23 protein-coding genes are annotated in these 23,455 nt (G+C 42.4%); all 23 read left to right on the top strand.

Going from position 1 to position 23,455, the window contains the following annotated elements; translation table 11 throughout:
• The first annotated feature begins 24 nt into the window (after nucleotides 1-24).
• The 23 genes from rho (at nucleotide 25) to D0T20_RS00600 (ending at nucleotide 23,454) form a co-directional block, all read left to right on the top strand.
• On the top strand, nucleotides 25-1,938 hold the full coding sequence (rho, locus tag D0T20_RS00710; protein WP_116438126.1) for a transcription termination factor Rho: 1,914 nt from the start codon (nucleotides 25-27) through the stop codon (nucleotides 1,936-1,938).
• 293 nt (nucleotides 1,939-2,231) lie between these two features.
• A complete protein-coding gene (locus D0T20_RS00705; protein WP_004132301.1) occupies nucleotides 2,232-2,729 on the top strand; it encodes an Lrp/AsnC family transcriptional regulator in 498 nt (165 codons plus the stop codon).
• Nucleotides 2,730-2,736: 7 nt separating this feature from the next.
• On the top strand, nucleotides 2,737-3,132 hold the full coding sequence (locus tag D0T20_RS00700) for a chorismate mutase (RefSeq protein ID WP_116438693.1): 396 nt from the start codon (nucleotides 2,737-2,739) through the stop codon (nucleotides 3,130-3,132).
• 75 nt (nucleotides 3,133-3,207) lie between these two features.
• Nucleotides 3,208-4,263, top strand: a complete 1,056-nt coding sequence (gene fbaA / locus D0T20_RS00695; protein WP_016636068.1) for a class II fructose-bisphosphate aldolase — start codon at nucleotides 3,208-3,210, stop codon at nucleotides 4,261-4,263.
• Nucleotides 4,264-4,392: 129 nt separating this feature from the next.
• Nucleotides 4,393-5,694, top strand: a complete 1,302-nt coding sequence (locus tag D0T20_RS00690) for an adenylosuccinate synthase (RefSeq protein ID WP_116438125.1) — start codon at nucleotides 4,393-4,395, stop codon at nucleotides 5,692-5,694.
• Nucleotides 5,695-5,748: 54 nt separating this feature from the next.
• Nucleotides 5,749-6,249: a fluoride efflux transporter FluC gene (locus D0T20_RS00685; RefSeq protein WP_116438124.1), complete on the top strand. Its 501-nt coding sequence runs from the start codon at nucleotides 5,749-5,751 to the stop codon at nucleotides 6,247-6,249.
• Nucleotides 6,246-6,665: a fluoride efflux transporter FluC gene (locus D0T20_RS00680; RefSeq protein WP_116438123.1), complete on the top strand. Its 420-nt coding sequence runs from the start codon at nucleotides 6,246-6,248 to the stop codon at nucleotides 6,663-6,665. Before D0T20_RS00685 ends, D0T20_RS00680 begins: the two co-directional genes overlap by 4 nt.
• Before the next feature lie 131 nt (nucleotides 6,666-6,796).
• On the top strand, nucleotides 6,797-8,155 hold the full coding sequence (locus tag D0T20_RS00675; RefSeq protein WP_116438122.1) for a ClC family H(+)/Cl(-) exchange transporter: 1,359 nt from the start codon (nucleotides 6,797-6,799) through the stop codon (nucleotides 8,153-8,155).
• A gap of 140 nt (nucleotides 8,156-8,295) precedes the next feature.
• Nucleotides 8,296-9,420 carry a CpaE/TadZ family protein gene (locus D0T20_RS00670; RefSeq protein ID WP_116438121.1) on the top strand — a complete coding sequence of 375 codons (1,125 nt, stop codon included), beginning with the start codon at nucleotides 8,296-8,298 and terminating at the stop codon, nucleotides 9,418-9,420.
• Nucleotides 9,401-10,435, top strand: coding sequence for a TadA family conjugal transfer-associated ATPase (locus D0T20_RS00665; RefSeq protein WP_116438120.1), 1,035 nt, complete (start codon nucleotides 9,401-9,403; stop codon nucleotides 10,433-10,435). The genes D0T20_RS00670 and D0T20_RS00665 overlap by 20 nt, the downstream gene beginning before the upstream one ends.
• A 67-nt stretch (nucleotides 10,436-10,502) precedes the next feature.
• Nucleotides 10,503-11,141 carry a type II secretion system F family protein gene (locus tag D0T20_RS00660; protein WP_116438119.1) on the top strand — a complete coding sequence of 213 codons (639 nt, stop codon included), beginning with the start codon at nucleotides 10,503-10,505 and terminating at the stop codon, nucleotides 11,139-11,141.
• A 78-nt stretch (nucleotides 11,142-11,219) separates the two neighbouring features.
• A complete protein-coding gene (locus tag D0T20_RS00655) occupies nucleotides 11,220-11,837 on the top strand; it encodes a type II secretion system F family protein (protein WP_116438118.1) in 618 nt (205 codons plus the stop codon).
• A 151-nt stretch (nucleotides 11,838-11,988) separates the two neighbouring features.
• The gene (locus tag D0T20_RS00650; RefSeq protein ID WP_116438117.1) at nucleotides 11,989-12,264 is read left to right on the top strand and encodes a DUF4244 domain-containing protein; all 276 of its coding nucleotides are present in this window, start codon (nucleotides 11,989-11,991) and stop codon (nucleotides 12,262-12,264) included.
• A gap of 164 nt (nucleotides 12,265-12,428) precedes the next feature.
• Nucleotides 12,429-12,890 (top strand): TadE family protein, encoded by a 462-nt coding sequence (locus D0T20_RS00645; protein WP_409256826.1) that lies wholly within the window; start codon nucleotides 12,429-12,431, stop codon nucleotides 12,888-12,890.
• The gene (locus D0T20_RS00640) at nucleotides 12,887-13,291 is read left to right on the top strand and encodes an Rv3654c family TadE-like protein (protein ID WP_116438115.1); all 405 of its coding nucleotides are present in this window, start codon (nucleotides 12,887-12,889) and stop codon (nucleotides 13,289-13,291) included. The genes D0T20_RS00645 and D0T20_RS00640 overlap by 4 nt, the downstream gene beginning before the upstream one ends.
• A gap of 131 nt (nucleotides 13,292-13,422) precedes the next feature.
• Nucleotides 13,423-15,780, top strand: a complete 2,358-nt coding sequence (gene dnaX / locus D0T20_RS00635) for a DNA polymerase III subunit gamma/tau (RefSeq protein WP_116438114.1) — start codon at nucleotides 13,423-13,425, stop codon at nucleotides 15,778-15,780.
• A complete protein-coding gene (gene recR / locus D0T20_RS00630) occupies nucleotides 15,781-16,389 on the top strand; it encodes a recombination mediator RecR (RefSeq protein ID WP_004132322.1) in 609 nt (202 codons plus the stop codon).
• Nucleotides 16,390-16,586: 197 nt separating this feature from the next.
• Nucleotides 16,587-17,351 carry an aspartate kinase gene (locus D0T20_RS00625; protein WP_004131083.1) on the top strand — a complete coding sequence of 255 codons (765 nt, stop codon included), beginning with the start codon at nucleotides 16,587-16,589 and terminating at the stop codon, nucleotides 17,349-17,351.
• Between the two features lie 118 nt (nucleotides 17,352-17,469).
• Nucleotides 17,470-18,051: an ACT domain-containing protein gene (locus D0T20_RS00620; RefSeq protein WP_004132324.1), complete on the top strand. Its 582-nt coding sequence runs from the start codon at nucleotides 17,470-17,472 to the stop codon at nucleotides 18,049-18,051.
• A gap of 99 nt (nucleotides 18,052-18,150) precedes the next feature.
• The gene (locus tag D0T20_RS00615; protein ID WP_116438113.1) at nucleotides 18,151-19,218 is read left to right on the top strand and encodes an aspartate-semialdehyde dehydrogenase; all 1,068 of its coding nucleotides are present in this window, start codon (nucleotides 18,151-18,153) and stop codon (nucleotides 19,216-19,218) included.
• Between the two features lie 51 nt (nucleotides 19,219-19,269).
• The gene (locus tag D0T20_RS00610; RefSeq protein ID WP_004131086.1) at nucleotides 19,270-19,890 is read left to right on the top strand and encodes a DUF5701 family protein; all 621 of its coding nucleotides are present in this window, start codon (nucleotides 19,270-19,272) and stop codon (nucleotides 19,888-19,890) included.
• Between the two features lie 52 nt (nucleotides 19,891-19,942).
• Entirely contained in the window at nucleotides 19,943-20,644 is a 702-nt protein-coding gene (locus D0T20_RS00605; protein WP_116438112.1) for an ABC transporter ATP-binding protein, read from the top strand.
• 32 nt (nucleotides 20,645-20,676) lie between these two features.
• Complete coding sequence (locus D0T20_RS00600) at nucleotides 20,677-23,454, top strand: ABC transporter permease (protein WP_116438111.1); 2,778 nt, start codon at nucleotides 20,677-20,679, stop codon at nucleotides 23,452-23,454.
• Nucleotide 23,455 lies beyond the last annotated feature (1 nt).

The following is a 23,455-nucleotide window of genomic DNA, read 5'->3' as shown; positions in this document are numbered from 1 at the left end:
TTGGAGTTAGGGAAAGGCATAACTGTGGCAACAAGCCAAAATCTTGATGATATGAAGCTTTCGGAGCTTAAGGATCTTGCGAAGCAAATGGGTCTACGCGGTACGTCTACAATGCGCAAGCCAGATTTGGTTGCTACGCTAACTGCTGCGCGCAATGGTGGGGATGCTCCAGCTGGTGTTAGCGTTCATGTTCCTAAAAGCACTTTACGAATAAATCGTGTTTCTCAAGGCGACGACGAAACGCAAAACAATTCATCTTCTTTTGAACTCCGCTCGAGCATTGACACGAATCGCGATTTTAATGATTCTTCTGATTCAAGCGATGAAAATAGAGGTGAGCGTCATCGCAATTTTGCGCGCGAAAATCAGACTCATCGATATCGCAAAGAAGGCCCTACAAATGTTACGAGAGAAGATAACGCTCGTACAAATGCAAGCGTAAACGCTGAACAAAATAATGGTAGTAATTTTGCTAAAACAGACGAAGTGGATGCTAATTTAGATCAGATTCTTGCCACTTTGCCAAGCGAAAAGTCTTCTGCTCCAAACGCTAACCGCAACTCGGAATCGCGCAGAATGCGTATGTCTACTCGCTCTAGCGAAGAAAATGATTACACTTCTAAAGCAGAAAGATCTGATAGATTCCAGCGCAGAACGCGACGCACTAGAGACGACTACGATTCTAAAGCGGAACGTACTGAACGTGCGGAACGCTCCGAGATTCGTGAAGAGCACGAGATTCACGAGCAAGCTCCACGTCGCGAAGAGCCAAAAGAAGAGCTTGTTCCGGTTGCTGGCATTGTAGATGTGCTTGAATCTTACGCATTTGTGCGTACTTCTGGCTATTTGCCTGGTCCAAATGACGTTTATGTTTCTATGAGCCAAATCAAAAAGTACGGCTTACGCAAGGGAGATGCGGTTCAAGGCTCTATTCGCGCTCCTCGCGAGGGAGATCGCAGGAATCAGCGTCAAAAGTTCGTTCCTTTGCAAAGTGTTGACAGCATTAACGGCATGAGCGTAGAAGAGTCTCAAAATCGCCCACAATTTGCTAAGCTCACACCTTTGTATCCGCATGAACGCTTAAAGCAAGAGACTACGCCAAATCGCATGCTTGGCAGAATCATTGATCTTGTGGCGCCTATTGGAAAGGGTCAGCGTGGTTTGATTGTTTCGCCTCCTAAGGCTGGTAAAACAATCACTTTGCAAAATATTGCTAACGCGATTGCTGTTAACAATCCAGAAGTACATTTGATGGTTGTTCTTGTAGACGAACGCCCAGAAGAAGTTACCGACATGGAGCGCACTGTTCAAGGCGAGGTTATTTCTTCTACATTTGACCGCCCAGCATCAGACCACACTACTGTTGCAGAGCTTGCGATTGAGCGCGCTAAGAGGCTTGTAGAGCTTGGCCAAGATGTTGTTGTTCTTCTTGATTCCATGACTCGCCTTGCTCGCGCATACAATATTGCCGCTCCTGCTTCTGGCCGTATTCTTTCTGGCGGTGTAGATGCTCAAGCGCTTTACCCTCCTAAGAAGTTCTTTGGCGCAGCACGAAACATTGAAAATGGCGGCTCTTTGACTATTATTTCTTCTGCTTTGGTGGAAACTGGTTCAAAGATGGATGAAGTTATTTTCGAAGAGTTTAAGGGCACTGGAAACATGGAGCTTCGTTTGAGCCGCGATTTGGCAGATAAGCGACTGTTCCCAGCTGTAGACATTAATTCTTCTGGCACGCGCCGCGAAGAGTTGATTACTCCTGCTCAAGAGTTGCCGATTATTTATCGCTTGAGGCGATTGTTCGGCGGACTGGAGCCAGAACAGGCTTATCAGACTTTGGTTCCGCGCTTAAAGAAGACCGCTTCTAATCGCGATTTTCTTGCGGCTATTGTTCAGCAAGCCAACAATTCCACAAATGGCGGAACAGGCGCAATCGCATAAACTTTACGCGTAAAATTTACGTATAAAATAAAAATCTAAATTAAATGCCTCTTGATTTAATAATCGGGAGGCATTTTTAATAATCTCATACATAAAACATACAAAAAATGGAATGGTCAAAAGTTTATGTATGTAAACATGTGTTAAATAATGTGAAAAACCGTGATTTTTTATCTAATTTTGTTCTTTTTCATTAAAAAATACGATACGATTGAAGAGACTGCAGGGGGCGCAGCTAAAGTCGAAGAAGCAAAACAAAGATTTTGGTGGCGCTATATGAGGATGGAGATCGCATGACGGGAAACTCTCATAGGATTGAAAATAATATTCCTTCTGGCTTAGAAACCAGCGCGAGCACAGTTGCTCCGATAGATTCTACGGATGCAATTATTGTAGATATTCTTGAGCACGATGGCCGTGCAACATTAACCAAACTAGCTAAAGCTTCTGGACTGTCTGTTTCCGCTGTGCAATCCAGAGTTCAAAAGCTCGAGCGCAAAGGAATCATAACTGGATATCGCGCTTTGATTGACTACGAGCGCAGAGGCTTGCCAGTAAGCGCATTCGTGGCAGTTACGCCTCTTGATTTTGAGCAAGAAGCTTCTGTTCCAACCAAGTTGAAAGACATTGACGGCATTGAAGCGTGCTATTCGATTACTGGAAGCCCAAGCTTTATGCTTGTTGTTCGCGTTGCAACTCCTAGCAAGCTAGAAGAACTAATCAACACAATTCATCGTGTTGTTCCAGTTAGCACAGAAACAACAATGGTTTTGCAAACTTATTTTGACTAAAAATAGCATGTTCAACTTTTCTAAAGAGTCGATTGACGCGCGCGAACATTTCGATGAATCACATTGCAACGATTGCAGCGATTATAGTGATTGCAACGATTGCAACGATTGCAACGATTCAATGAATGAGATTTTTGCGCTGCGTCAGTCGATTGACAATATTGACAATGCAATTGTTTCGCTTCTAGCAGAGCGCTTTAAAGTTACGGAAAAAGTCGGAGAAATAAAAGCTCGCGCAAATCTTGCTACAGAAGATAAGTCTAGGGAAAATCGCCAGGCGAATCGACTTAAAAAAATTGCTGAAGAATCTGGATTAAAAGAAGAAATCGCGCTAGAGTATCTACATTTTGTAGTAGCGGCGGCAAAAAAACGCCATCAAGAAATCAAAAATAGTCAAAAATAAATACAAATTTAATCAAAAATAGTAAAAAATATAGCAAAATATAAAAATATGCGCGCTTAGAGTCATAATAAAAATATGACTATTGCAACCGTTGAACGTTACGCACAAATGCTTGATGCAGCCAGCAAAGGTGGATACGCCTACCCTGCGATTAACGTTACTAGCACACAGACCTTAAACGCAGCACTACAAGGATTTGCCGAAGCTCAAAGCGACGGCATTATTCAAGTGTCTGTTGGCGGATCCGCATATTTTTCTGGCCAGTGCGTAAATAATCGCGTTGTTGGATCAATCGCATTTGCGCAATTCGCGCATCAAGTTGCTGCACAATACCCAAACATTACGGTTGCATTGCACACAGATCATTGTGCAGAAGCCTATTTAGACGATTGGATTAGGCCACTTTTAGCTTATGAAGCAGATCAAGTTGCGAACGGCAAAGAGCCGATTTTCCAGTCGCACATGTGGGATGGTTCCACAGTTAAGCTTGAGCACAATCTAGATATTGCAGAAGAATTACTGGAAGAGTCTGCAAAAGCACGCACGATTTTAGAGATTGAGATTGGCGCAGTTGGCGGCGAAGAAGACGGCCACAGAGCAGATATTGACGAAAAGCTGTACTCCACTCCCCAAGATGCTATGCGCGTTGTTGAGCGATTAGGTTTAGAGGACCGCGCAAAATACATGGCCGCTTTTACGTTTGGAAACGTGCATGGAGCTTACAAGCCAGGCGTTGTTAAGCTTAGGCCGCAGTTATTAGACAACATTCAAAGCGCTGTATACAACAAATACAAGCTTGATTTGTGTAATCGCAAGTTTGGCGTGCCAACAAAACCATTCTTGCTAGTGTTCCATGGCGGGTCTGGCTCTACAGCCGAAGAAATTGCGCAAGCTGTAAAATATGGCGTTGTAAAAATGAATATTGACACAGATACGCAATACGCTTTTACGCGCGCAATCGCCGACCACATGTTCCACAACTACGATTCCGTTCTTAAAATCGACGGCGAAGTTGGCGCCAAGAAGCTTTACGATCCAAGGTCTTGGGGCAAAGAGGCAGAAAAAGCAATGGCTCAGCGTGTTGTTGAAGCCTGCGTGCAACTTGGGTCTGCTGGAAAAGCTCTAAAATAGTGTAATCGCAAATATTATTTGGCATTATTCAGCATTATTTAGCATTATTCGGTATTGGCTTTGCGCTAATCTTAACACGTAGGAATTGTGTTTATTTGGGCAACGTTAGCTCAAAAATGGAGGTTCAGCATGCCTGGAATTGTGCTTATTGGCGCTCAATGGGGTGACGAAGGCAAAGGTAAAGCAACTGATTTAATTGGTTCTAAGGTAGATATTGTTGCACGTTTTAACGGCGGCAATAATGCTGGCCACACTGTTGTTGTAGGAAACGAATCTTACGCATTGCACTTACTTCCTAGCGGCATAATCAGCCCAAACGTAACTCCCGTTATTGGAAACGGCGTTGTTGTAGACCCAGAGGTTCTTTTTGAAGAGATTGACGCGCTAGAATCACGCGGCGTTGACTGCTCGAAGCTGCTTGTTAGCGAGTCAGCGCATGTTATTACGCCGTATCATCGCGTAATCGATAAAGTTACAGAGCGATTCCTTGGAAAACATAAGATCGGCACAACTGGCCGCGGAATTGGCCCGACTTATGCCGATAAGATTAATCGCGTTGGTATTCGCGTACACGATTTGTTTAACGCGGATCATTTGCGAGATAAAGTAGAAGCCAGCTTGCATCAAAAGAATCAAATGCTTGTTAAGCTCTACAACCAGCACCCAATTGATATTGATGCCGTTACAAGCCAGCTCGTAGAACTCGGAAAGCGCTTAAAGCCATACGTTGCCGACACTTCGCTTGTGCTAAACCAGGCAATGGAAAATGGTAAAACCGTGCTTTTTGAAGGCGGCCAGGCAACTATGCTAGACGTTGACCACGGAACATACCCATTTGTAACGTCTTCTAATCCTACAGCTGGAGGCGCTTGCACGGGTACGGGCGTTGGTCCTACTCGCATTAATCGCGTAATCGGAGTTGCTAAGGCTTATATTACGCGCGTTGGCGAAGGCCCATTCCCTACGGAGCTTTTGGACGAAAGCGGCGATTGGCTACGCGAGCAAGGTCACGAATATGGCGTAACTACTGGCCGCCCTCGCCGATGCGGATGGTTTGATTCCGTTGTTAGCCGTTATGCTACTCGCGTAAATGGCTTAACTGATATTGTTCTTACAAAGCTAGATGTTTTGACTGGCTTAAAAGAGATTCCAGTTTGCGTAGCTTACGATGTAACTTTAACTGACGGAAGCGTTGAGCGCGTAAACGAGATGCCAGTAGATCAGTCTTTGTTTGCTAGCGCTAAGCCAGTTTACGAGATGCTTCCAGGCTGGAGCGAAGATATTTCTAAAGTGCACAAGTTTGAAGACTTGCCTTCAAACACTCAAAGCTACGTAAAGCGCTTGGAAGAGCTTTCCCATTGCCGCATTTCTGCAATTGGTACTGGTCCTCAGCGCGACCACATTATTAGCGTTCATTCGTTGATCGATTAATGCTATTAATGCTGACTAAATACCTATTAAACGCGATTTAAGGCGGCTAAAAATATGAGTGTTCCGAGAAAAAATCGCCCAGACTTGCCTAAAAAGCGCCAGCATAAATCACTTGGTGCAAAAACATATTTTGTTGTGTTTATTGGTGGATTGCTTGGCGCTTTTGTGCGTAGTGAAATAGGCGTTTTTACGTACGGCATGCATTGGGACTCGGGATATTCTATGCTTTTTAGCCGCTTTACTTTTGCAACTCTTTTGTCTAACATTTTGGCATGTTTTATTCTTGCTTTAGCGAGTTCGATTGTTGCACAAAGATTGCGCAGCAAGAACAAAGACTTAATAAAATACGGTTTTTGCACAGGATTTTGCGGCGGACTTTCAACAATGTCTACTTTTGCTTTTGAAGGCGCATATTCCGCATTTACCGCAATGAACATTGTAAAAGTAATTGCCATTATGGCGTTTTCTATGATTTTTGGCATTTTAGCGGCTCTTGCTGGAAGCTTAATTGGAGATAAATTTTCTGCTTTTAATAACAAAGGCGGCGCAAAATGATGTTTTACACATACGTTCTTTTTTTGCTGCCTCTTGTTTTTGCAGGACTTGGCGCAATGCTCCGTTGCGCAATATCTGACGCAATCGGGCGCGTTTATAACCATGATTTTCCAATCGCAACTTTGCTAATCAACGCTTTTGCGTCTTTTATAATGGGCTTAGTTGTATTTTTAAGTTCTTCGATTATATACGATTTAACTTTTGCTTCGACTATTATCTACACGTGCGCATTGGGATTTTTAGGCGGATTTTCAACGTTTTCAACCGCAATCTTAGAAGTCGTAAGCCTGTTTAAGCTAAAGAAAATCAAGCTTGGACTATGTCTTTTTATTAGCGAACTAATAGTGCCATTCTTGTGCGCATTTATTGCATACGCTGGACCGTGTTTTGTAATGTTTTTACTTCTAAAGTCTTAGTTTTTAATTTTATTAATTGACGTATTTTATTTATTAATTAACGTATTTTATTAATTAACGTTTATTGTGTTATTAAAATGTTAAAATGCTTTGTGTATTTGTTTGCGATTTGATTTAAGAATAGGTTTATTGTGACTTTAAAGAACGTAGGCGGTTTTATACGCGATTTTTTGCGCGACTTTTCGGATCGCATTCTTAAAACACTTAAGCATCTTAGATGGAAGATGGTTCTTGCAGGCGTAGTTGTTGGCCTTGTTTCTGGCGCGCTTGTAGCAACTTATAGACTTGGGATTGAGTACGGAACCGATTTTGCGCGATGGATGTATGCGCGAATGTTGCAAAACATGTTTTGGATTGTGCCTTGCGTAGCTTTTGCGATTGCTGCTGGATTCTTTATTGGGTGGATGAGTCGCAAAGAAAGCATGGCGTCTGGAAGCGGCATTCCACAAGTTGTTGGATACGTTCAGCGCGGACTAAAAATGTGTTGGAACACTATTTTGCCTGTTCGATTTGTAGGCGGATTGTTGGGGTCGCTATTTGGCTTGTCTCTTGGTCGCGAAGGCCCTTCGATTCAAATCGGAGCTTGCGGCGCGCAAATGATGTCTCGCATTTTTAGAAAAGGCAATAAAAACGATACTCAAGAGCATTATGTTGTAACCGCTGGAGCTGCAGCTGGCTTATCTGCAGCATTTAGCGCTCCACTTTCTGGGCTTATGTTTGCTATGGAAGAAGTTCAACACGGATTGTCTTCTACAGTTCTTATGGGAGCTGCTGCTGCATCTATTTGCGCGGACTTTGTGTCTCAAACATGCTTTGGACTTCGACCTGTTTTAGACTTTGGAAGGATTCCAGACTTGCCAATGGCACTTCATTTTTGGCTGATTCCGCTTGGCATTTTTGCGGGACTTATTGGCTCTTTAATGAACAAATCCTTGCTTGGATTGCAAACGCTGTATAAGTATTTGCCAAAGTGGGCTCCAGTATCTGTAGCATGTTTAATCGCAATTCCTGTTGGCTTATATTTGCCAGACGTTCTTGGCGGAGGCTCGAATCTTGTTAAGCTCTCTGAATATGGAAAAGCAAGCATAGCGCTTTTGTGCATTCTGTTTGTTGCAAAAATGCTATTTACTTCTACAAGTTTTGGATGCGGAGCGCCTGGCGGAATTTTTATGCCAATTCTTGCTGTCGGCGCTCTTGCAGGCGGCGTTGCTTCTCGCGCAATAATAAGCATTCCGATTCTTGGCATTGACGCAAAGCTAATGCCAATTTTTACAGTGTGTGTTATGGCTGGCACGCTTTCTGCTTCTGTAAAAGCTCCGCTTACTTCGATTTTGCTAACTGTAGAAATGTCGGGAACAATGATTCACACTCTTCCAGTTGCTGCATCTGCTTTTATTGCGCTTCTTGTATCCGATATTTTGCACACTAAGCCAATCTATGGCGAACTTCTGGAAAGGTACATGGCTTCCAATCCAAAACTTGTGCATTAATATGCTTATACGCTTGTACAAAAATACGCTAAAACAGCAATGTGGATAACTTTTTGGCGGATTTGCAACGTTTATTGAGCCTTTAACCACATTCTTACAAAAGTATTGCTTATTTATTTTGTATGCGATTCAATAGCTGCATGAGCAATATGAGTATTGATAACTACGATGCGCCTTCGTGCGCCGCTAGGGTACTTAACACGTACCCTCCGCAGGCGAGTGCGCTTAAAAACGCCATTAATCAGTCTAACAATGTTAACGACTCAACTGTTATTGCATCTTTTAATCGTAGTTGTGAACTGGCTGAAAATCCTACGTTTAACAAAGATTTTGGCGTTATAAATAATCGTGTTCTTAAAGACAATAGTGTTGCTCAAGAAACTACTGGAATCTTGAACTATTCACTAAAGCCTTTTCCAAAAAATGTTGTAATTGGTTCAGCAGCAAATAGCGGGATTGGCTTAAGTACTACTCTTGCACTTCTTGCAAGTAATATTGCTAGTAAAAAATACGTTGTAGCTTTAATCGACGCAGATATTTCTAATGGCGGTTTAGATGTTTTGCTTGGATTAGAGCAAGACGAAGGCAGAAGATTGCAAGAGGTTCAAGCTCCTTTAGGAAGATTAGACGGCTACGTTTTGCGTTGCGAGCTTTTGCACTGGAACAACGTGGATATTTTGGCCTATTCTCCTTGGAAAAATCAGGAGCCTAAACCGTGGGTTATTGAGGCTGCAATTAGAGGTCTTGCTAAAGCTTGCGACGTTGTGATTGTAGATATTGGATCTGGATTTTCAGCAAGAAGGCTTTTACAAAGTCTTCCAACTCTAGCGAATGTTCCAACAATTTTTGCATCGGAACTTAGCGTTTTAGGTTTAGCTCGATTGCGAGCGCATCTAAAAAATCTAGAGTCGGATCATAAAAATTACGCCGAGAATCTAACTTATATTGTTGCAGGCTTAAATCCACGCGGGCTTTCTAGCAGATTTTGCCCAGTAGAGATTACAGAAGCTTGTGATTATTTGCTTTGCAATGTAGAAGGCCCAATTGGTCACGATTCTAAGATGTACGAAGACATAATTGGCGGATATGGGATTAGAAGCATACCAAAATGCGCGCAAAGTGCGGTAGAAAAAATCACCGTATGGCTGCTTGGCGACTCGCGCAAATCGGGTTTAATGGCATCTAGTACACAAGGTGATTCTTCTTATGCGTTTGGCAGATTTTCAAAAATAGTGGGTGGTAGGCATGGCTTTACAAGATATTGATTTTGGAATTTTGCAAGATATTGCAGATAATCCAAATGTAACGGATATTGTTGTTACAGACGAGGGAAGAGTTTGGGCAGACTTTGGTCTGGGCCTTAATGAATACAATCCAAGAATCCCGTTTGATAATCCCAACGTTTTGCGCGAATATGCAGTCTGGCTTTGTGCTCAATTGGGTAAACGATTAGACGACGCATGCCCGATTGCAGACGCTTCTAGCCCACTTGGCGTGCGCATTCACGCTCTTATTGCACCAATAGTTTTGAGCGGAGCTGCTATTTCGATTCGTTTCCCCGCGTTAAAACACTATTGTTTAACGGAGCTTAGTAGCAAAGGCATGTTTCCAATTGAACTATCTAGAATTCTTTATTTACTTGTTGAAAGTCGCGCAAATATTTTGATTACAGGTAGCACGGGTTCGGGAAAAACAACACTTATGAAGGCTCTGTTAGCTTCTTGTAATCCAAAAGACAGAATAGTTACTGTTGAAGAAACTAGGGAATTGGGATGCGTTTCTAACGATTACGTTTCTTTAGCAACAAGAGAGGCAAACGTTGAAGGCGCAGGATGCATTGATTTACAAGAGCTTGTAAAAGCCACTTTGCGAATGCGCCCAGACAGAATCATTTTAGGAGAATGCAGAGGAAAAGAAATCGCTGATTTATTGCGCGTTTTTACATGCGGACACAAAGGCGGAATGACGACTTTGCACGCAGATAAAGTGCAAAAAGTTCCAGCGCGATTAATGGCCTTGGGCTTGCTAGCAGGGCTGGAGCCAATGGCACTTTGCGCTCTTGCTGCAGACGCATTCGACGTTGTTATTCACGTTGAGCGCGTAAATGGAATGCGCGTTGTAAAGGAGCTTGGAGTTTTAAGATCTAATGATTCTGGCGCTCTGGAAGGTGTTCCTGTTTTAAGAGTTAAAGGCGCACAAATAGAGGCCACTTTAGAGTGGAAAGATTTTTCATCTAAATGGCATTTACCGTTAAATTCGCAAATCGTTTTAAGAGCTTAACAATCAAAAAGCAAAACAGGCAAAACAAGCAAACTAACAAGAAAAATGAGCTAACAAAGGATTTAACATGAGTATTGAAGAGTCGCTAGCATCTCTTGTTGCATCATTAAAATCGGGAGCTTCGTTTGAGTCGATTATTAGCGTATGCTCCGATTGCAATGTTAATGGCGATGCGCGCAAAGCATACAACAAGCCAATAAATGCAGAATCCATATTACAGTGGTTTGATTCTAGACTAAGCGGAAGCACAATAGAGTCTAGCCTAGATAGCTCTTTCAAAAACGCGAAGAACACAAAAAATACAAAAAATTATAAAAATGCCAAAAAACAAAAAGACATTCGTAAAATAGCGCAATCTCTTATGAGTGTATACAAGTTGAGTAATTCGATTGGCTGCCCAATGGCAGATTGCGTTCAAGCTGTTGCGGATTCTTATTATGCAAACAAAAGGGTTGATGACTTAAGCGCAGAAGTTTTTGCAATGCCAAAAGCCACTATTAAGTTACTTATTGCACTGCCGTTTTTGTCTCTTTTAACTGGTCAGCTTTTGGGAGCAAACCCAATACTAATGATTTTTACTAGCTACAAAGGCTATACGCTTTTAAGCGTTGGAATGGCATTTTACGCGGTTGGAGTTATTTGGGTTGCGCGCATTCTTAAAAATTCTATAAATGCAATGCAATCTGCTTCTTTTAATGGCAATTAAAACGCGAACAAAACAGCAATAAAAAAAAATAATCTAAGAAGTATTTTAGTCAAAACTTAATGCAGTAAAGGAGGATAAATGTTAAGAGCAATTATTATTTGGCTTATTTTAGTTGCATACATAATTATTTTGTGCAAACTTTTTTCTAAGCAAATGGCATCTAGCTCGCTCTATGAGCGCGCTGTTAAGCCGAGCGTTTTTATGCAAAACACTTACGATTTTAGACAAAACATAATAAGCGATATAGATCCGATTCTTGGTTTGCAAATGATAATAGTTGCACTAAAAAGTGGTGTTGCAATAACTAGAGCGCTAGACGTAGTTGGTTGTTCTTTGCCTGCATCAAAAGGAATTTGGCTAAGTCGCGTTTCTAAAGCGCTTATTTCTGGCAGCACTTGGAGAGAAGCTTGGAGTGAGCCACATGTTTGCTTTAGTAAAAAAGATAAAAACGCTTACACGTCTTTTATTTTGAGCACATGGCTAAAAAATTCTTTGCGTGAATCTTGGATTTACGGAAGCTCCCCCGTACCAGTACTTAACGCCGTTTTGCAAAACTACGAGCAATCAATGAAGAATGTTGCAAAAAAAGAAAGTTCTAAACTTTCTGTACGACTTCTTTTGCCAGTTGGATTGTGCTTTTTGCCAGCGTTTATTTTTGTTGGCATTTTGCCAACAGTTGCATCATTTATGCACTAGCTGCAAATCGCAGTGAAAAATCGCAGTGAAAACGATTTTATATAAAAAGTCGCATATAAAAGTCTTAAAAATGGCACTTAAAAAATTTGTATCCAAACTGGGTACATAAATAAAAAATAAACAATAAATAAAAGAAAGGAAGGTAAGTAACATGAAAACAATTGCTAAAGCATTTTCAAAACTTTGTTGCGAGTTTACAATAAACGCAAACAAAGGATTGATTAAAGCAGAACAGGCGTGCAATAGTATGCAAAGCCGCTTGGATAACAGTCTAAAGAAACTAGACGAAGGAGCAGTTACTGCAGAATATGCGGTTGTTCTTATAGCTGCTACAGCTTTTGCAACAGTTCTTATTGCTATTGCTAAGTCGGATGCTGTGCAAACAGCTATTGGCGAACTTGTTAAAAGAGCTTTGCACGTTAGCTAATGTACAGAAGAATATACGCGTGAAACATTGTGTGAAACATTCGAAGCTCTTGTTGATATTTAACAAAATTTGATGATATTAAACAAGATTCAGTTAAACAAGATTAAACGAATGCTAAAGAACTAAGCATAAACACTAATTGGAGATTCACTAATGCGAAAGAAATGAGAAAAATGAAGAATTATACGTTTTTGAATATTTTCAACAAAAGGAATGCAAAAAATACGAGCATAAATAGTTACAATCACACTAAAAGCACTAAATTCACTAAAGATGCTAAAAATATTAAAAATGTTAAAGATCCAGGTGCAGTAACCGCAGAATTTGCGATTATTTTACCTACAGTTGCAATTCTTGCTATAGTGTTAATTTTTGTAGGCAAATCAGTAGTAAATACAATGAATTGCAACGATGCAGCAGGCCAAGTTGCCTATTATATTGCATCTACACACGATTCTAAAGAAGCTCAAAACATAGTGCATAAAGTATCTGGAAAAAATAGTTCTGTAAAAGTCGAATATGTTGGAAATATGGCAAATATTGTTGTTAGTTGCCCAGTCGTGCCAGACCCGCTGAAGGTTTTACCAATGCAAGTAGAAGCGCGCATTAGTCAGGTTTTAATATGAGTCAAAAAAGAGCTAAGCGATTAATAACGCAATGCTTAGAAACTAAACATTCACGCGGAGCGGATTGCGGATCTGGAACTATGCTTGGCATAGGATTAGTAACCGCAATCTGCTCTATTCTGGTTCTTTGTGCGGTTATTGGAACGATTCTTGTTTCCAAACATCGCGCCTACGCGTTAGCAAATGCATCCGCAATATCGGGAGCGGTTGCTATACAAAACATGCACGGAAATGCTTGCAAAATCGCGCAAAACACGGCTACAGCAAACAATGCAAAAATCGAGTCTTGTGTGGAAAAAGATAACGATGTATCGCTAAAATTAAGCGTTCCTTTACACGTTCCAATGGCCTCTAGAATAACCGTAAGCGCTAAAGCAGGTTTAGTTGATTGTAGCGAGTGAACCATAATGTAGCATGTAGTAGAGCGCGCATCGTTAGCATGTTAGTGCTTAGATGCTTAAAATGGAACAGATGATTTGCTTAAACAGTAAGCGGATTTAAGTTAATATCTAGTTGGCGGTAGGTTATAGTTATGGCACTTGCGTTGTATCGAAGATATAGACCAGACACTTTTGAAGGTGTTATTGGTCAAAATCAGGTTACGATTCCGCTTATTAGAGCGCTTGATCAAGGCAAAATTACGCACGCGTACCTATTTTCTGGTCCGCGCGGATGCGGAAAAACAAGTTCGGCACGAATTTTAGCGCGATGCATTAATTGCGAACAAGGCCCAACTTCTAAGCCGTGCGGAAAATGCCAAAGCTGTAAAGATCTTGCAACAGGCGGTCCAGGTTCTATAGATGTTGTAGAAATAGACGCAGCAAGCCACAACGGTGTTGACGACGCTAGAGAATTGCGCGAGCGCGCAGGATTTGCGCCAGCTAGAGATAGATATAAGATTTTTATTTTAGACGAAGCTCATATGGTAACTCCTCAAGGTTTTAACGCTTTGCTTAAAATTGTAGAAGAGCCGCCTGAGCACGTTATGTTTATTTTTGCTACGACTGAGCCAGATAAGGTGATTGGAACAATCCGCTCCAGAACTCACCACTACCCGTTTAGACTTGTGCCACCAGAAGTAATGGGTCCGTATTTAGAAAACATTTGCCAAAAAGAAGGAATTAAAGCGCAAAAAGGCGTCCTTCGACTTGCTATGCGAGCAGGCGGCGGATCGATGCGAGATACTCTTTCTGTGCTAGACCAGTTGATGATTGGCTCCGTAGATGGCGTTATATCGCTAGATTCTGCAGTTGCTCTTCTTGGATTTACGCCTTCTAATTTAATCGGGGATGTTGTTGACGCTCTTATTGAAAAAGATGGAGCAAAGCTTTACGAAACTGTGCAAAAAGTTATTGTTGGAGGCTTCGATAGTCGCAAGTTTGTAGAAGATTTGCTTGGTCGCTTGCGCGATTTGTTGCTACTGGCTTCTGCTGGAATAGATAGTGCTAAAAATTTGCTTGGGGATTTATCTCCAGAAGACATGCAAGATTTGCAACGTCAGTCAAGTCAGCTCACTTTGCAAAGCTTGTCTAGAATGGCAGAAATCGTAAATAATGCTTTTGCTGGAATGGCAAATGCTGTTTCGCCTAGAATGAATCTTGAAATTCTTGTTGCGCGCCTGCTTTGCACTAGAACGGATTCGAGCGAAAACGTTAAAACGCAAGTTTATGCAAAAAATGTTGAAGCGCCAAAAGCGAACGTAAAGCATTTTATTGGCTCGGCCGATGCAACTGAGTCTGCAAGCGCAATACAAAATAATGCGCAAAGCGATGCTCAAAATAATGCTCAAAATACAATTCCAAACACTCAAAAATCTGTTATTACAAATACGATTGAAACTGCCGAAACAGCTTCAAAGTGGCTAGAACAGCCAGAAAACGCAAACGCTAGCATGAATGCAAATGCAAGCGCAACTACAAACACGCATCAAATTTTAGACGTTGACGAATCTTGGAACAATCTTGTTAAAAGTCTTCCAAACGACGTTCGCGAATACGTAGAGCGAAATCACGTTCCAAAAGTTAGATTAGATGAAAGCAATCCGCTAAAAAGAAAGCTTGTATTAACTTTTGACGAGCCTATAAGTCAGCATGCTTTTGCGCTTGCTCTTTGCACAACTGCTCCTTACGATGGCAAAAAAGTGCCAGTTGTTGTTATGAGCAAAGTAAAAGACGTTTTTGGTAAAGACGTTTCAATCGCGCCTGATTCGGTTGCAGAAAACGGGCAAAAAGTTGAGTCTGTAGCAAAAATGGATCCGCAAAAACTTGCGCAAGTTAAGCGCGAATTACTTATGCGCAAAGCTGGAATCGTAAAAGGATTTGGCAAAAAAACAAGCGAAAAAAGCGAGTTGAGCTCTGATAGCCCTTTAGGCGGCGATAACGCTTTAGATAATTCTTTAGACGAATCGCAAGATGACGCTTGGGCTAGTATGGCTTCTGCTCCAATGGGAGATGCGATTGCATATACACAGTCGCAAGATAAATCACAGTCGCAAGATAAATCGCAGTCGCAAGATAAATCGCAAGCGCAAGCTCAAACTCAGCAACCGCAAGCACTGCCTAGTCAGCAAGAAAAGCAAGCAATAAAGCCATTTAACAGTGCGCAAAACATGCAAGAAACGCATGAAGCAAAAGAAGCTCAGCAATCGCAAGTTTCATCGCAAGTTTCATCGCAAGTTTCATCGCAAGCGCAAACTCATTCTTTAGAAGTCATAAATGGCGCTCAAGAAGACGAATGCTCAATGCAAGACGAGTCTTTAGAATCCGCTACAAATTTGAGTATAGACGACTTGGAAAAAATGTTTGAAGTCAAATCTGTAAAAGAATTCAGCGCAAGCGACCCAAATAATCCTAAAAACGCACACACTCGCAAAAAGAAGAAAGAGAAATAAATGCATAATGTGTCATCATACGAAGGCGCAATCGGCAGAGTTATAGACGCATTTTCTAGCCTTCCTGGAATCGGTCCAAAAGGCGCACAACGAATCGCATTTTACATACTCTCGTCTTCTAACGTGCAAGCGCAAGAACTAATCGACTCAATTAACGACTTAAAAGAAAACGTGCGATTTTGCGAAATTTGTGGAAACGTGTGCGAAAAAAGCCCATGCGTTGTTTGCTTAGACCCCAGAAGAGACCACACAAAAATATGCGTTGTAGAAGAGCCAAAAGACATTATGAGCATTGAGCGCACGCACGAATACGCAGGCGTTTACCACGTTCTAGGCGGAGCGATTAACCCAATGGCAAACGTGGGGCCTGCAGACTTAAAAATAACGCAACTGCTCGAGCGCTTAAAAGACGCGCAAGTAAAAGAGATTATTTTAGCGCTGGACCCAAATATAGAAGGCGAAGCAACAGTTACGTATTTAGCGCGACTGCTTGAGCCGCTAGGCATAAAGGTGACTAGGCTCGCAAGCGGATTGCCAGTTGGCGGAGACCTTGAATATGCAGACGAAGTGACTCTTGGGCGCGCTTTTGCAGGAAGACAAGATGTTTGAAGATTGCACGCGGAAATTGCGCACGGAAAAGTCGCAAGCAACCGCTAGCCAGAATGCACGCCACTAATATATTGCAAAATAAAAATAAATAAAAATAAATAGAGCACGCTTGGTAATCTGATTTTGTAGTCTGATTTTAGATTAGTTCTTCTAACGCGCGTGCTTTAGAAGCATACGGCTGAACATAAGGGGTTAGAGTGGCTCTTATAGTGCAGAAATACGGCGGTTCGTCTGTAGAAGACACGGACGCAATTCAACGCGTAGCAAAAAGGATTCTCGATACAAAAGCTGCTGGAAACGACGTTGCGGTTGTTGTTTCGGCTATGGGAGACACAACAGACAATCTGATTGACCAAGCAATGAGCGTAAATGCGCATCCGCCTGCACGAGAGATGGATATGCTTATGACTGCAGGAGAGCGCATTTCTATGAGCCTTCTAGCAATGGCGATTCACGCGCAAGGCTCGCATGCATACTCTTTTACAGGCTCGCAAGCTGGTTTTATGACGGACGCGCAATTCGGAGCGGCGCATATTCGCGCTGTTAAGCCAGATCGCGTTCAACACGCGCTTAAAAAAGGCAGTGTTGCTATTGTTGCAGGATTCCAAGGAATCAGCGAGATTGGCGACGACACAACGCTTGGTCGAGGCGGCTCAGATACTTCGGCAGTGGCTCTGGCTGTAGCTTTGGGTGCGGATATTTGCGAGATTTACACAGACGTTGATGGCGTTTTTACAGCAGACCCTAGAATCGTTCCAACAGCAAAGCGAATCCCCGTTATTGACTACGATTCAATGCTAGAAATGTCGTCTTGCGGATCGCGCGTTTTGGCTTTGCGATGCGTTGAATATGCGCAACGATTTAGCATGCCATTGCATGTTCGCAGCTCGTTTTCGCACAGAAATGGCACTTTGGTTGTTCCTAATGGCGTAGATCCAAAGAGCCTGCCAAATCTAAGTTAATTATTTATTAAAAGATATAGGCATAAGACACAAAATAAGACACAAAATAAGACGGTAAATAATACAAAGTAAATAAGAAAAGACAATAGACATAGGCAATAGACAGAAGGCGGCAAAAATGGCAAATAAAATAGCAAATGTAGATATTCGTTCAACAATGGGCGATCTATTCCCAGACTTAGGCCCAGAGACACCTGTGATTTCTGGCGTTGCGCACGATAGAAGCGAGTCTATGATTACTCTTCGAGGAGTTCCCGATAAGCCTGGAAACGCTGCAAAAGTATTTACAACTCTTGCTGCTGCAGACGTTAACATAGACATGATTGCCCAGGCAAGCGCATCCACAGAGACGGCAGACATATCTCTTACAGCTCCAAGCTCGGCTTTAGACGCCGTTTGCAAGGTTTTGCAGGGAGCGCGCGGCGAATTGCAATTTACGTCTATGGACGTGGACCCTTCTGTTGGAAAAGTCGCAGTTGTTGGCGTTGGAATGAAAACCTATTCTGGTCTTGCAGCCACCTTCTTTACAGCTCTAAGCGATCACGGAATTAATATTCTTATGATTTCCACATCCGAGATTCGCATTGCGGCGATTGTTCCAGTAAAGCAGCTCGACGAGGCGGTTCGCGCACTTCACACAGCCTACGGATTAGACGCAAGCAAAGTCGAAGCTGTTGTTTATGGAGGAAGCGGACGCTAATCGCGCGCAAAAATCACGCAAAATCACGCAAAAATCACGCTTAAATAATCGCAAAAATCAAAGAAAATCGCAAAATAATCGCAGAATAAGGGAGACAAAATGGCAATTATAAGCAACACGGGCGTAAACCTTGCGGTTTTAGGCGCCACTGGCCAAGTCGGAATGGTTATGCGCCGCGTATTAGACGAGCGCGATTTTCCAATTAAAAACTTGCGATTTTTGGCTTCCGCACACTCTGCTGGAACTGTTTTGAACTATCGCGGCAAAGATGTTGTTGTAGAAGACGTAGAAAAAGCAGATTTAAGCGGAATAGATATTGCGATTTTCTCTGCAGGCGGCGGAACATCCAAAGTGTGGGCGCCGCGATTTGCGGATGCTGGCGCAATAGTAATCGACAACTCTTCTCAATGGCGTATGCATAACGATGTGCCACTGGTTGTTGCAGAAGTAAATCCGCAAGATTTGAACGATATTCCGCGTGGGATTGTTGCTAATCCAAATTGCACAACAATGGCGTGCATGCCTGTTCTAAAACCACTTTCTAAAGCTTTTGGCCTAAAACGACTTATTGTATCTTCTTACCAGGCGGTTTCGGGAGCTGGCAGAGCTGGCGCGTTGCAACTTATGAACGAAGCGCAAGCGGCTTTAGATCAGGGAGCGGATAAGCTTGTGTTTGATGGAGATGCGATTGATTTTCCGCAACCAACAAAAGTTGCGCGCACAATCGCATTCAACGTTGTGCCATTTATTGGCGCGATTGTTGATGACGGATCGCAAGAAACCGACGAGGAGCAAAAGCTTCGCAACGAAAGTCGTAAGATTTTGCACTTGCCAAATCTTGCAGCAAGCTGCACATGCGTGCGCGTAGGAGTTTTTACAGGCCACGGAATGAGCATTAATGCCGAATTTAATCGCGATGTAACTCCAGAGATGGCTCGCGATGTGTTGAAATCGGCCGCTGGCGTTGCGCTAGACGATATTCCTACTCCTCAGCTTGCTGCAGGAAAGTCCGCAAGCTACGTTGGACGCATTCGCCAAGACCAAGCAGTTGATGGAAAGCGCGGATTAGCAATGTTTATTACAAACGACAATCTTCGCAAAGGCGCTGCGCTTAACGCTGTACAATTAGCAGAAATCGTAGCTAAAAAGCGCGGATTTGCGTATTAATCGAGCTAGGTCGCACTCGCGATTGTAGAAAATTTTACGTAAAATGTAACTATGTCTATTGCTTCGCAAGAAATACAAAAGCAGCTTGACCGCATTGTGGCCCTTGGCTACCCAGATGTTGCAGATATGAGTGCAGCGGCGTTCCGCGCTTTAGCATTGCCGCTTATTCGCGCGCTTGAGCAAAGCGATTTAGGAACAAACATTCTTCTTGTGCCTACTCGCGAGCTGGTTTCGCCAGAATCTTTGATTTCTCGAACTAGCATTGAGCGAATGGCTGGGTTTACAACAATGCCGCCTCGAGATATAGCTAGCTTCTTGCCACAAGATGGTTTTGAGCCTCCAGAAGGGCCATTTTACCTTGCGATTGATCCGCATACGGGTACATCGTATTTGAATCGCGAGCCAGATGTTGCCAGAAAGCTTATAGACTCCGACGAGCGCCTTCCTTTGACTTTAGAAGAAGGATTAGCGATTGCAACGCAGCATCCTGATTGGCTTGAGAGTAAGAATGGATTTAATCTTTTAGGCTCAAAAAGCTCCGATGGAAGAGTTCCAAGTATTTGGATAAGTCAAGGAGCCGCACGTCTTGGCGCTGTTTGGCCAAATTCAAGGCACACTTGGCTTGGCAACGCATATTGTACTGCAAGACGCGGCGTATCACTATTCCAATAAAGCATCCGCAAACCCAGCAAACCCAGAAAAGTCCTATAAGTAAGGTGTAATTTTGGCATACATAACATTTGATCATGTTGTAAAAGAGTACCCATCTGGTACAGGCGTCGTGCGAGCGCTAGATGATGCCAGTTTTACAGCCGAGCGCGGCAAACTAACCGTTATTTTAGGCGCTTCGGGAGCCGGAAAAACTACAGCATTGAATATTTTAGGCGGTATGGATACAGCAACAAGCGGTAACGTAACTGTTGGCGATTTAAATGTTACAAAGCTAAATGGCCGTGGGCTTGTAAAGTATCGAAGAGAAGATATTGGATTTGTTTTTCAATTTTATAATCTTGTTCCAAATTTAACGGCATTAGAAAACGTGGAGCTTGCTTCCCAGATTTGCGCGGATCATTTTGACCCAGCTCAAACACTTATTGACGTAGGTTTGGAAAACAGACTTAACAATTTTCCAGCCCAGCTTTCGGGCGGCGAGCAGCAACGAGTTTCTATTGCGCGCGCACTAGCTAAAAAACCTAAGCTGCTTTTATGCGACGAGCCAACCGGAGCATTAGATTACGAAACTGGAAAAGCTGTTTTGCAATTACTTCAAGATATTTGCCAAAAAGAAGGCATGACGGTTCTTATAATTACGCATAACGCTGCACTTGCTCCTATGGCACACAAAGTTGTGCGATTCCATTCTGGGAAAGTCGTAAGCGAAACTGTTCAAGAAAATCCCGCTGCAATCGCAAACATTGAGTGGTAATGCAGAAGGGTGATGCAGAGTGGTGATTTATAGTGAATAACAAAACCGTAAAATCCAAGATAATCAAGCGTAAAACTGCGATTCGCACTAAGCGCGCACACTCCATTTTGCCAATAGTTTTTATTAGCGCCGTACGAATGTGGATTCATGAATGGCGCCGTTTTTGCATACTAGCAGTTATAGCAATGCTTGGGGTTGCTGTTATGACAGGCATCTACGCAGGCTGCAACGATATGCTTCTTGGCGCAAACAATGTTTACACAAATCTCAAAGCTTACGACTTGCAAATCGTATCTACTCTTGGATTAACTAAAAACGATGTTAAAGCAATCAAAAAATTGCCCATTGTTAGCGAAGCCGAGGGCGAAAAGTCTTTTAAAGCCACCGCCCACCCGCTAAATAATGCCAGTTTGTCTTACGCAATGAACCTCGTTCAATATAATCACAATTCTAAAAATCTAAATCGACTGCATCTACTGCACGGCAATATGCCAACTAATAATCGTCAAGCTGCCGTAACTGAACGATTTTTGCACGATAGTGGATTGAATATAGGTAGTACGCTGTTTTTAAGTGTGCAACAGAACTCTGGTTTAGCTAATGGTACTAGTCAAAAGCAAAAATATAAGATTTTAATCACAGGAAGCGTGTTGGATGTTAACGATTTAGACAATCCAAACGGGTATCAGTCAAAAGCTTTCCGCAACTCTGTTATATCGAGATATTCAATTTTCACATCTGCTGCTAGCAAAAGCACTAATAACCACCCATACACATCTATATCGGTGCGATTGGCAAAGCCTAGCCGCATTAATGATTTTTCGCAAAAGTATCGCGCAATTGTGGCAGATGCTTCAAATCAGATTAAAAATAGCGTACAAAGCGATTGCCAAAAAACGCGCAGAAATCAAGTTATAGAAGACCAAACTAATCAAAAAGTAAATCAAACTATAGCCAACATGCCAATGCTTAAAAACGCTCCCGACTCGGTTTTAGCTAAGGCTCGCGCGCAGATTTACGCAAAAATTAAGCCAGAAGTAAAAAAGAACGTTCCTAAAGCAAAATGGTATATTGCTACTCGCGTTGAAAATGGAAGCTATGCTCGCTTGCGATCCGACGTAGCTTCAATTCAGTCACTTGGATATGCCTTCCCAGTGCTTTTTCTTGTAGTGGCAATGATGATGAGCCTTACAGCCATGGCAAGAATGGTAGAAGAAGAACGAGCGCTAATAGGAACGTACTTAAGCTTAGGTTATGGACGTTGCGCAGCAATAACAAGGCACGCTTTCTTTGCGATTTTTGCATGCTTTATAGGCGGTGGCATAGGCGATATTCTGGGATTCTTAGCAATTCCATCCTTATTGCTTAAGATTTTGCGCGGATTGTACACAGTGCCAGGAGTTGTTTTGCGATACGACTGGCTTTACGGCTCGCTTTGTGTGCTCGCGTTTGTAATACCAGTTGCAATATGCACAATAATCGTAAGTTGGAAAGAGACCAAGCAAGTTCCAGCAACATTACTGCGTCCAAAATCTCCAAAAGCTGGAGCTCGCGTGATTCTTGAACGATTACCTTTTATTTGGAATCGTCTAAGCTTCCTAAACAAAGTATCTATAAGAAATCTAGCTCGTTTTAAAAGCAGATTATTTATGACGATTGGCGGCGTAGCTGGTTGCACGGCATTAATCGTATGTGCTTTAGCGTTAAACGATACTGTAGCAACTCTTGGAATACGCCAATATGACGGCATTTACCACTACGATATGATTTCTATTTCCACTCCAGATGCATTCCAAAATATGAAGAAAAGCGTGCAAAAAGATAAATCCAACAATCTTGTTGATACCATTTTGCCTGCCTACATTAGCTCTGGAGAAATCGCAAAAAGCAATGCGAATAATGGTAATTCTAATAGTAAATCCAACAGCAAATCTAACAGCAAATCACATAATAGCAGCGTTGAAGATTCCGAAAGCGTGCAAATCGTAGTTGTTAAAGATTCGTCAACATTGTCTAAAATGATTCGTCTACAAGATGTTAACAATAATTTGCAAAATATTTCGCTTGATGACTCGGGTCCGCTTCTTTCACAAAGCGCATCATCATCGCTGGGCATTTCGAGTGGAGACTACATTACAATAACAAACTCAAGTTTTAAGCGTGCAAAAGTGAAGTTGCGCGCAATTGTGCGTAATCTTATTGGTTCAAACATTTATATGACTTCTCGTTGCTATGAAAGAATATTCGGTTTTAAAAATGGGAAAAATGTTAAGAATAATGCACTAATGATGCGCCTTCGCGGAAATGATGACGCAAAAATGCGTTACGCAGATCAATTTGCAAACAGAAGCGGCATTCTAGCTGTTATGAGCATTACGCGTATGAAACATTCGTTTAGCTTCGACTTAATGAATGCTGTTGTAGCGCTTATAGTAACTTTGGCTGCTGGCTTAGCATTAGCCGTGCTATTCACGTTAGCAAGCACAAATATTTCGGAGCGATCGCGAGAGATGGCAACGCTAAAAGTTCTTGGATTCTACCGTAGAGAAGTTCACGCTTACGTTCATAAAGAGATGTTTACTCTTACTCTAATCGGCGTGATTGTTGGCTTACCTCTTGGAAGATTGGTTGCAAGTCTACTAACAAACGCATTAAAGATGCCTGCACTGTATTTTGAGGTTGAGGTTTCTCCATTAAGCTATGCGATTGCTGGCTTTGCAACGCTGATTTTTGCTTTGATTGTTCAATGGTCAACTAATCCCGCGTTGGACCGCATTGACCCCGTAAGCTCGCTTAAAAGTGTGGAATAAA

The organism is Gardnerella piotii, assembly GCF_003397585.1.
Classification (GTDB): domain Bacteria; phylum Actinomycetota; class Actinomycetes; order Actinomycetales; family Bifidobacteriaceae; genus Bifidobacterium; species Bifidobacterium piotii.
Note: the sequence above shows the minus strand (reverse complement) of the source record. Positions and strands in the feature narration are given on the sequence as shown.

Coding starts and splice junctions, on each gene's coding strand:
- D0T20_RS00680 (WP_116438123.1), top strand. CDS start 6,246: ATGATGTTTTACACATACGTTCTTTTTTTGCTGCCTCTTGTTTTTGCA.
- D0T20_RS00700 (WP_116438693.1), top strand. CDS start 2,737: ATGTTCAACTTTTCTAAAGAGTCGATTGACGCGCGCGAACATTTCGAT.
- D0T20_RS00610 (WP_004131086.1), top strand. CDS start 19,270: ATGTCTATTGCTTCGCAAGAAATACAAAAGCAGCTTGACCGCATTGTG.
- D0T20_RS00640 (WP_116438115.1), top strand. CDS start 12,887: ATGAGTCAAAAAAGAGCTAAGCGATTAATAACGCAATGCTTAGAAACT.
- D0T20_RS00690 (WP_116438125.1), top strand. CDS start 4,393: ATGCCTGGAATTGTGCTTATTGGCGCTCAATGGGGTGACGAAGGCAAA.
- dnaX (WP_116438114.1), top strand. CDS start 13,423: ATGGCACTTGCGTTGTATCGAAGATATAGACCAGACACTTTTGAAGGT.
- D0T20_RS00665 (WP_116438120.1), top strand. CDS start 9,401: ATGGCTTTACAAGATATTGATTTTGGAATTTTGCAAGATATTGCAGAT.
- D0T20_RS00620 (WP_004132324.1), top strand. CDS start 17,470: ATGGCAAATAAAATAGCAAATGTAGATATTCGTTCAACAATGGGCGAT.
- D0T20_RS00615 (WP_116438113.1), top strand. CDS start 18,151: ATGGCAATTATAAGCAACACGGGCGTAAACCTTGCGGTTTTAGGCGCC.
- D0T20_RS00650 (WP_116438117.1), top strand. CDS start 11,989: ATGAAAACAATTGCTAAAGCATTTTCAAAACTTTGTTGCGAGTTTACA.
- D0T20_RS00645 (WP_409256826.1), top strand. CDS start 12,429: ATGAGAAAAATGAAGAATTATACGTTTTTGAATATTTTCAACAAAAGG.
- D0T20_RS00705 (WP_004132301.1), top strand. CDS start 2,232: ATGACGGGAAACTCTCATAGGATTGAAAATAATATTCCTTCTGGCTTA.
- D0T20_RS00670 (WP_116438121.1), top strand. CDS start 8,296: ATGAGCAATATGAGTATTGATAACTACGATGCGCCTTCGTGCGCCGCT.
- fbaA (WP_016636068.1), top strand. CDS start 3,208: ATGACTATTGCAACCGTTGAACGTTACGCACAAATGCTTGATGCAGCC.
- D0T20_RS00660 (WP_116438119.1), top strand. CDS start 10,503: ATGAGTATTGAAGAGTCGCTAGCATCTCTTGTTGCATCATTAAAATCG.
- D0T20_RS00685 (WP_116438124.1), top strand. CDS start 5,749: ATGAGTGTTCCGAGAAAAAATCGCCCAGACTTGCCTAAAAAGCGCCAG.
- recR (WP_004132322.1), top strand. CDS start 15,781: ATGCATAATGTGTCATCATACGAAGGCGCAATCGGCAGAGTTATAGAC.
- D0T20_RS00655 (WP_116438118.1), top strand. CDS start 11,220: ATGTTAAGAGCAATTATTATTTGGCTTATTTTAGTTGCATACATAATT.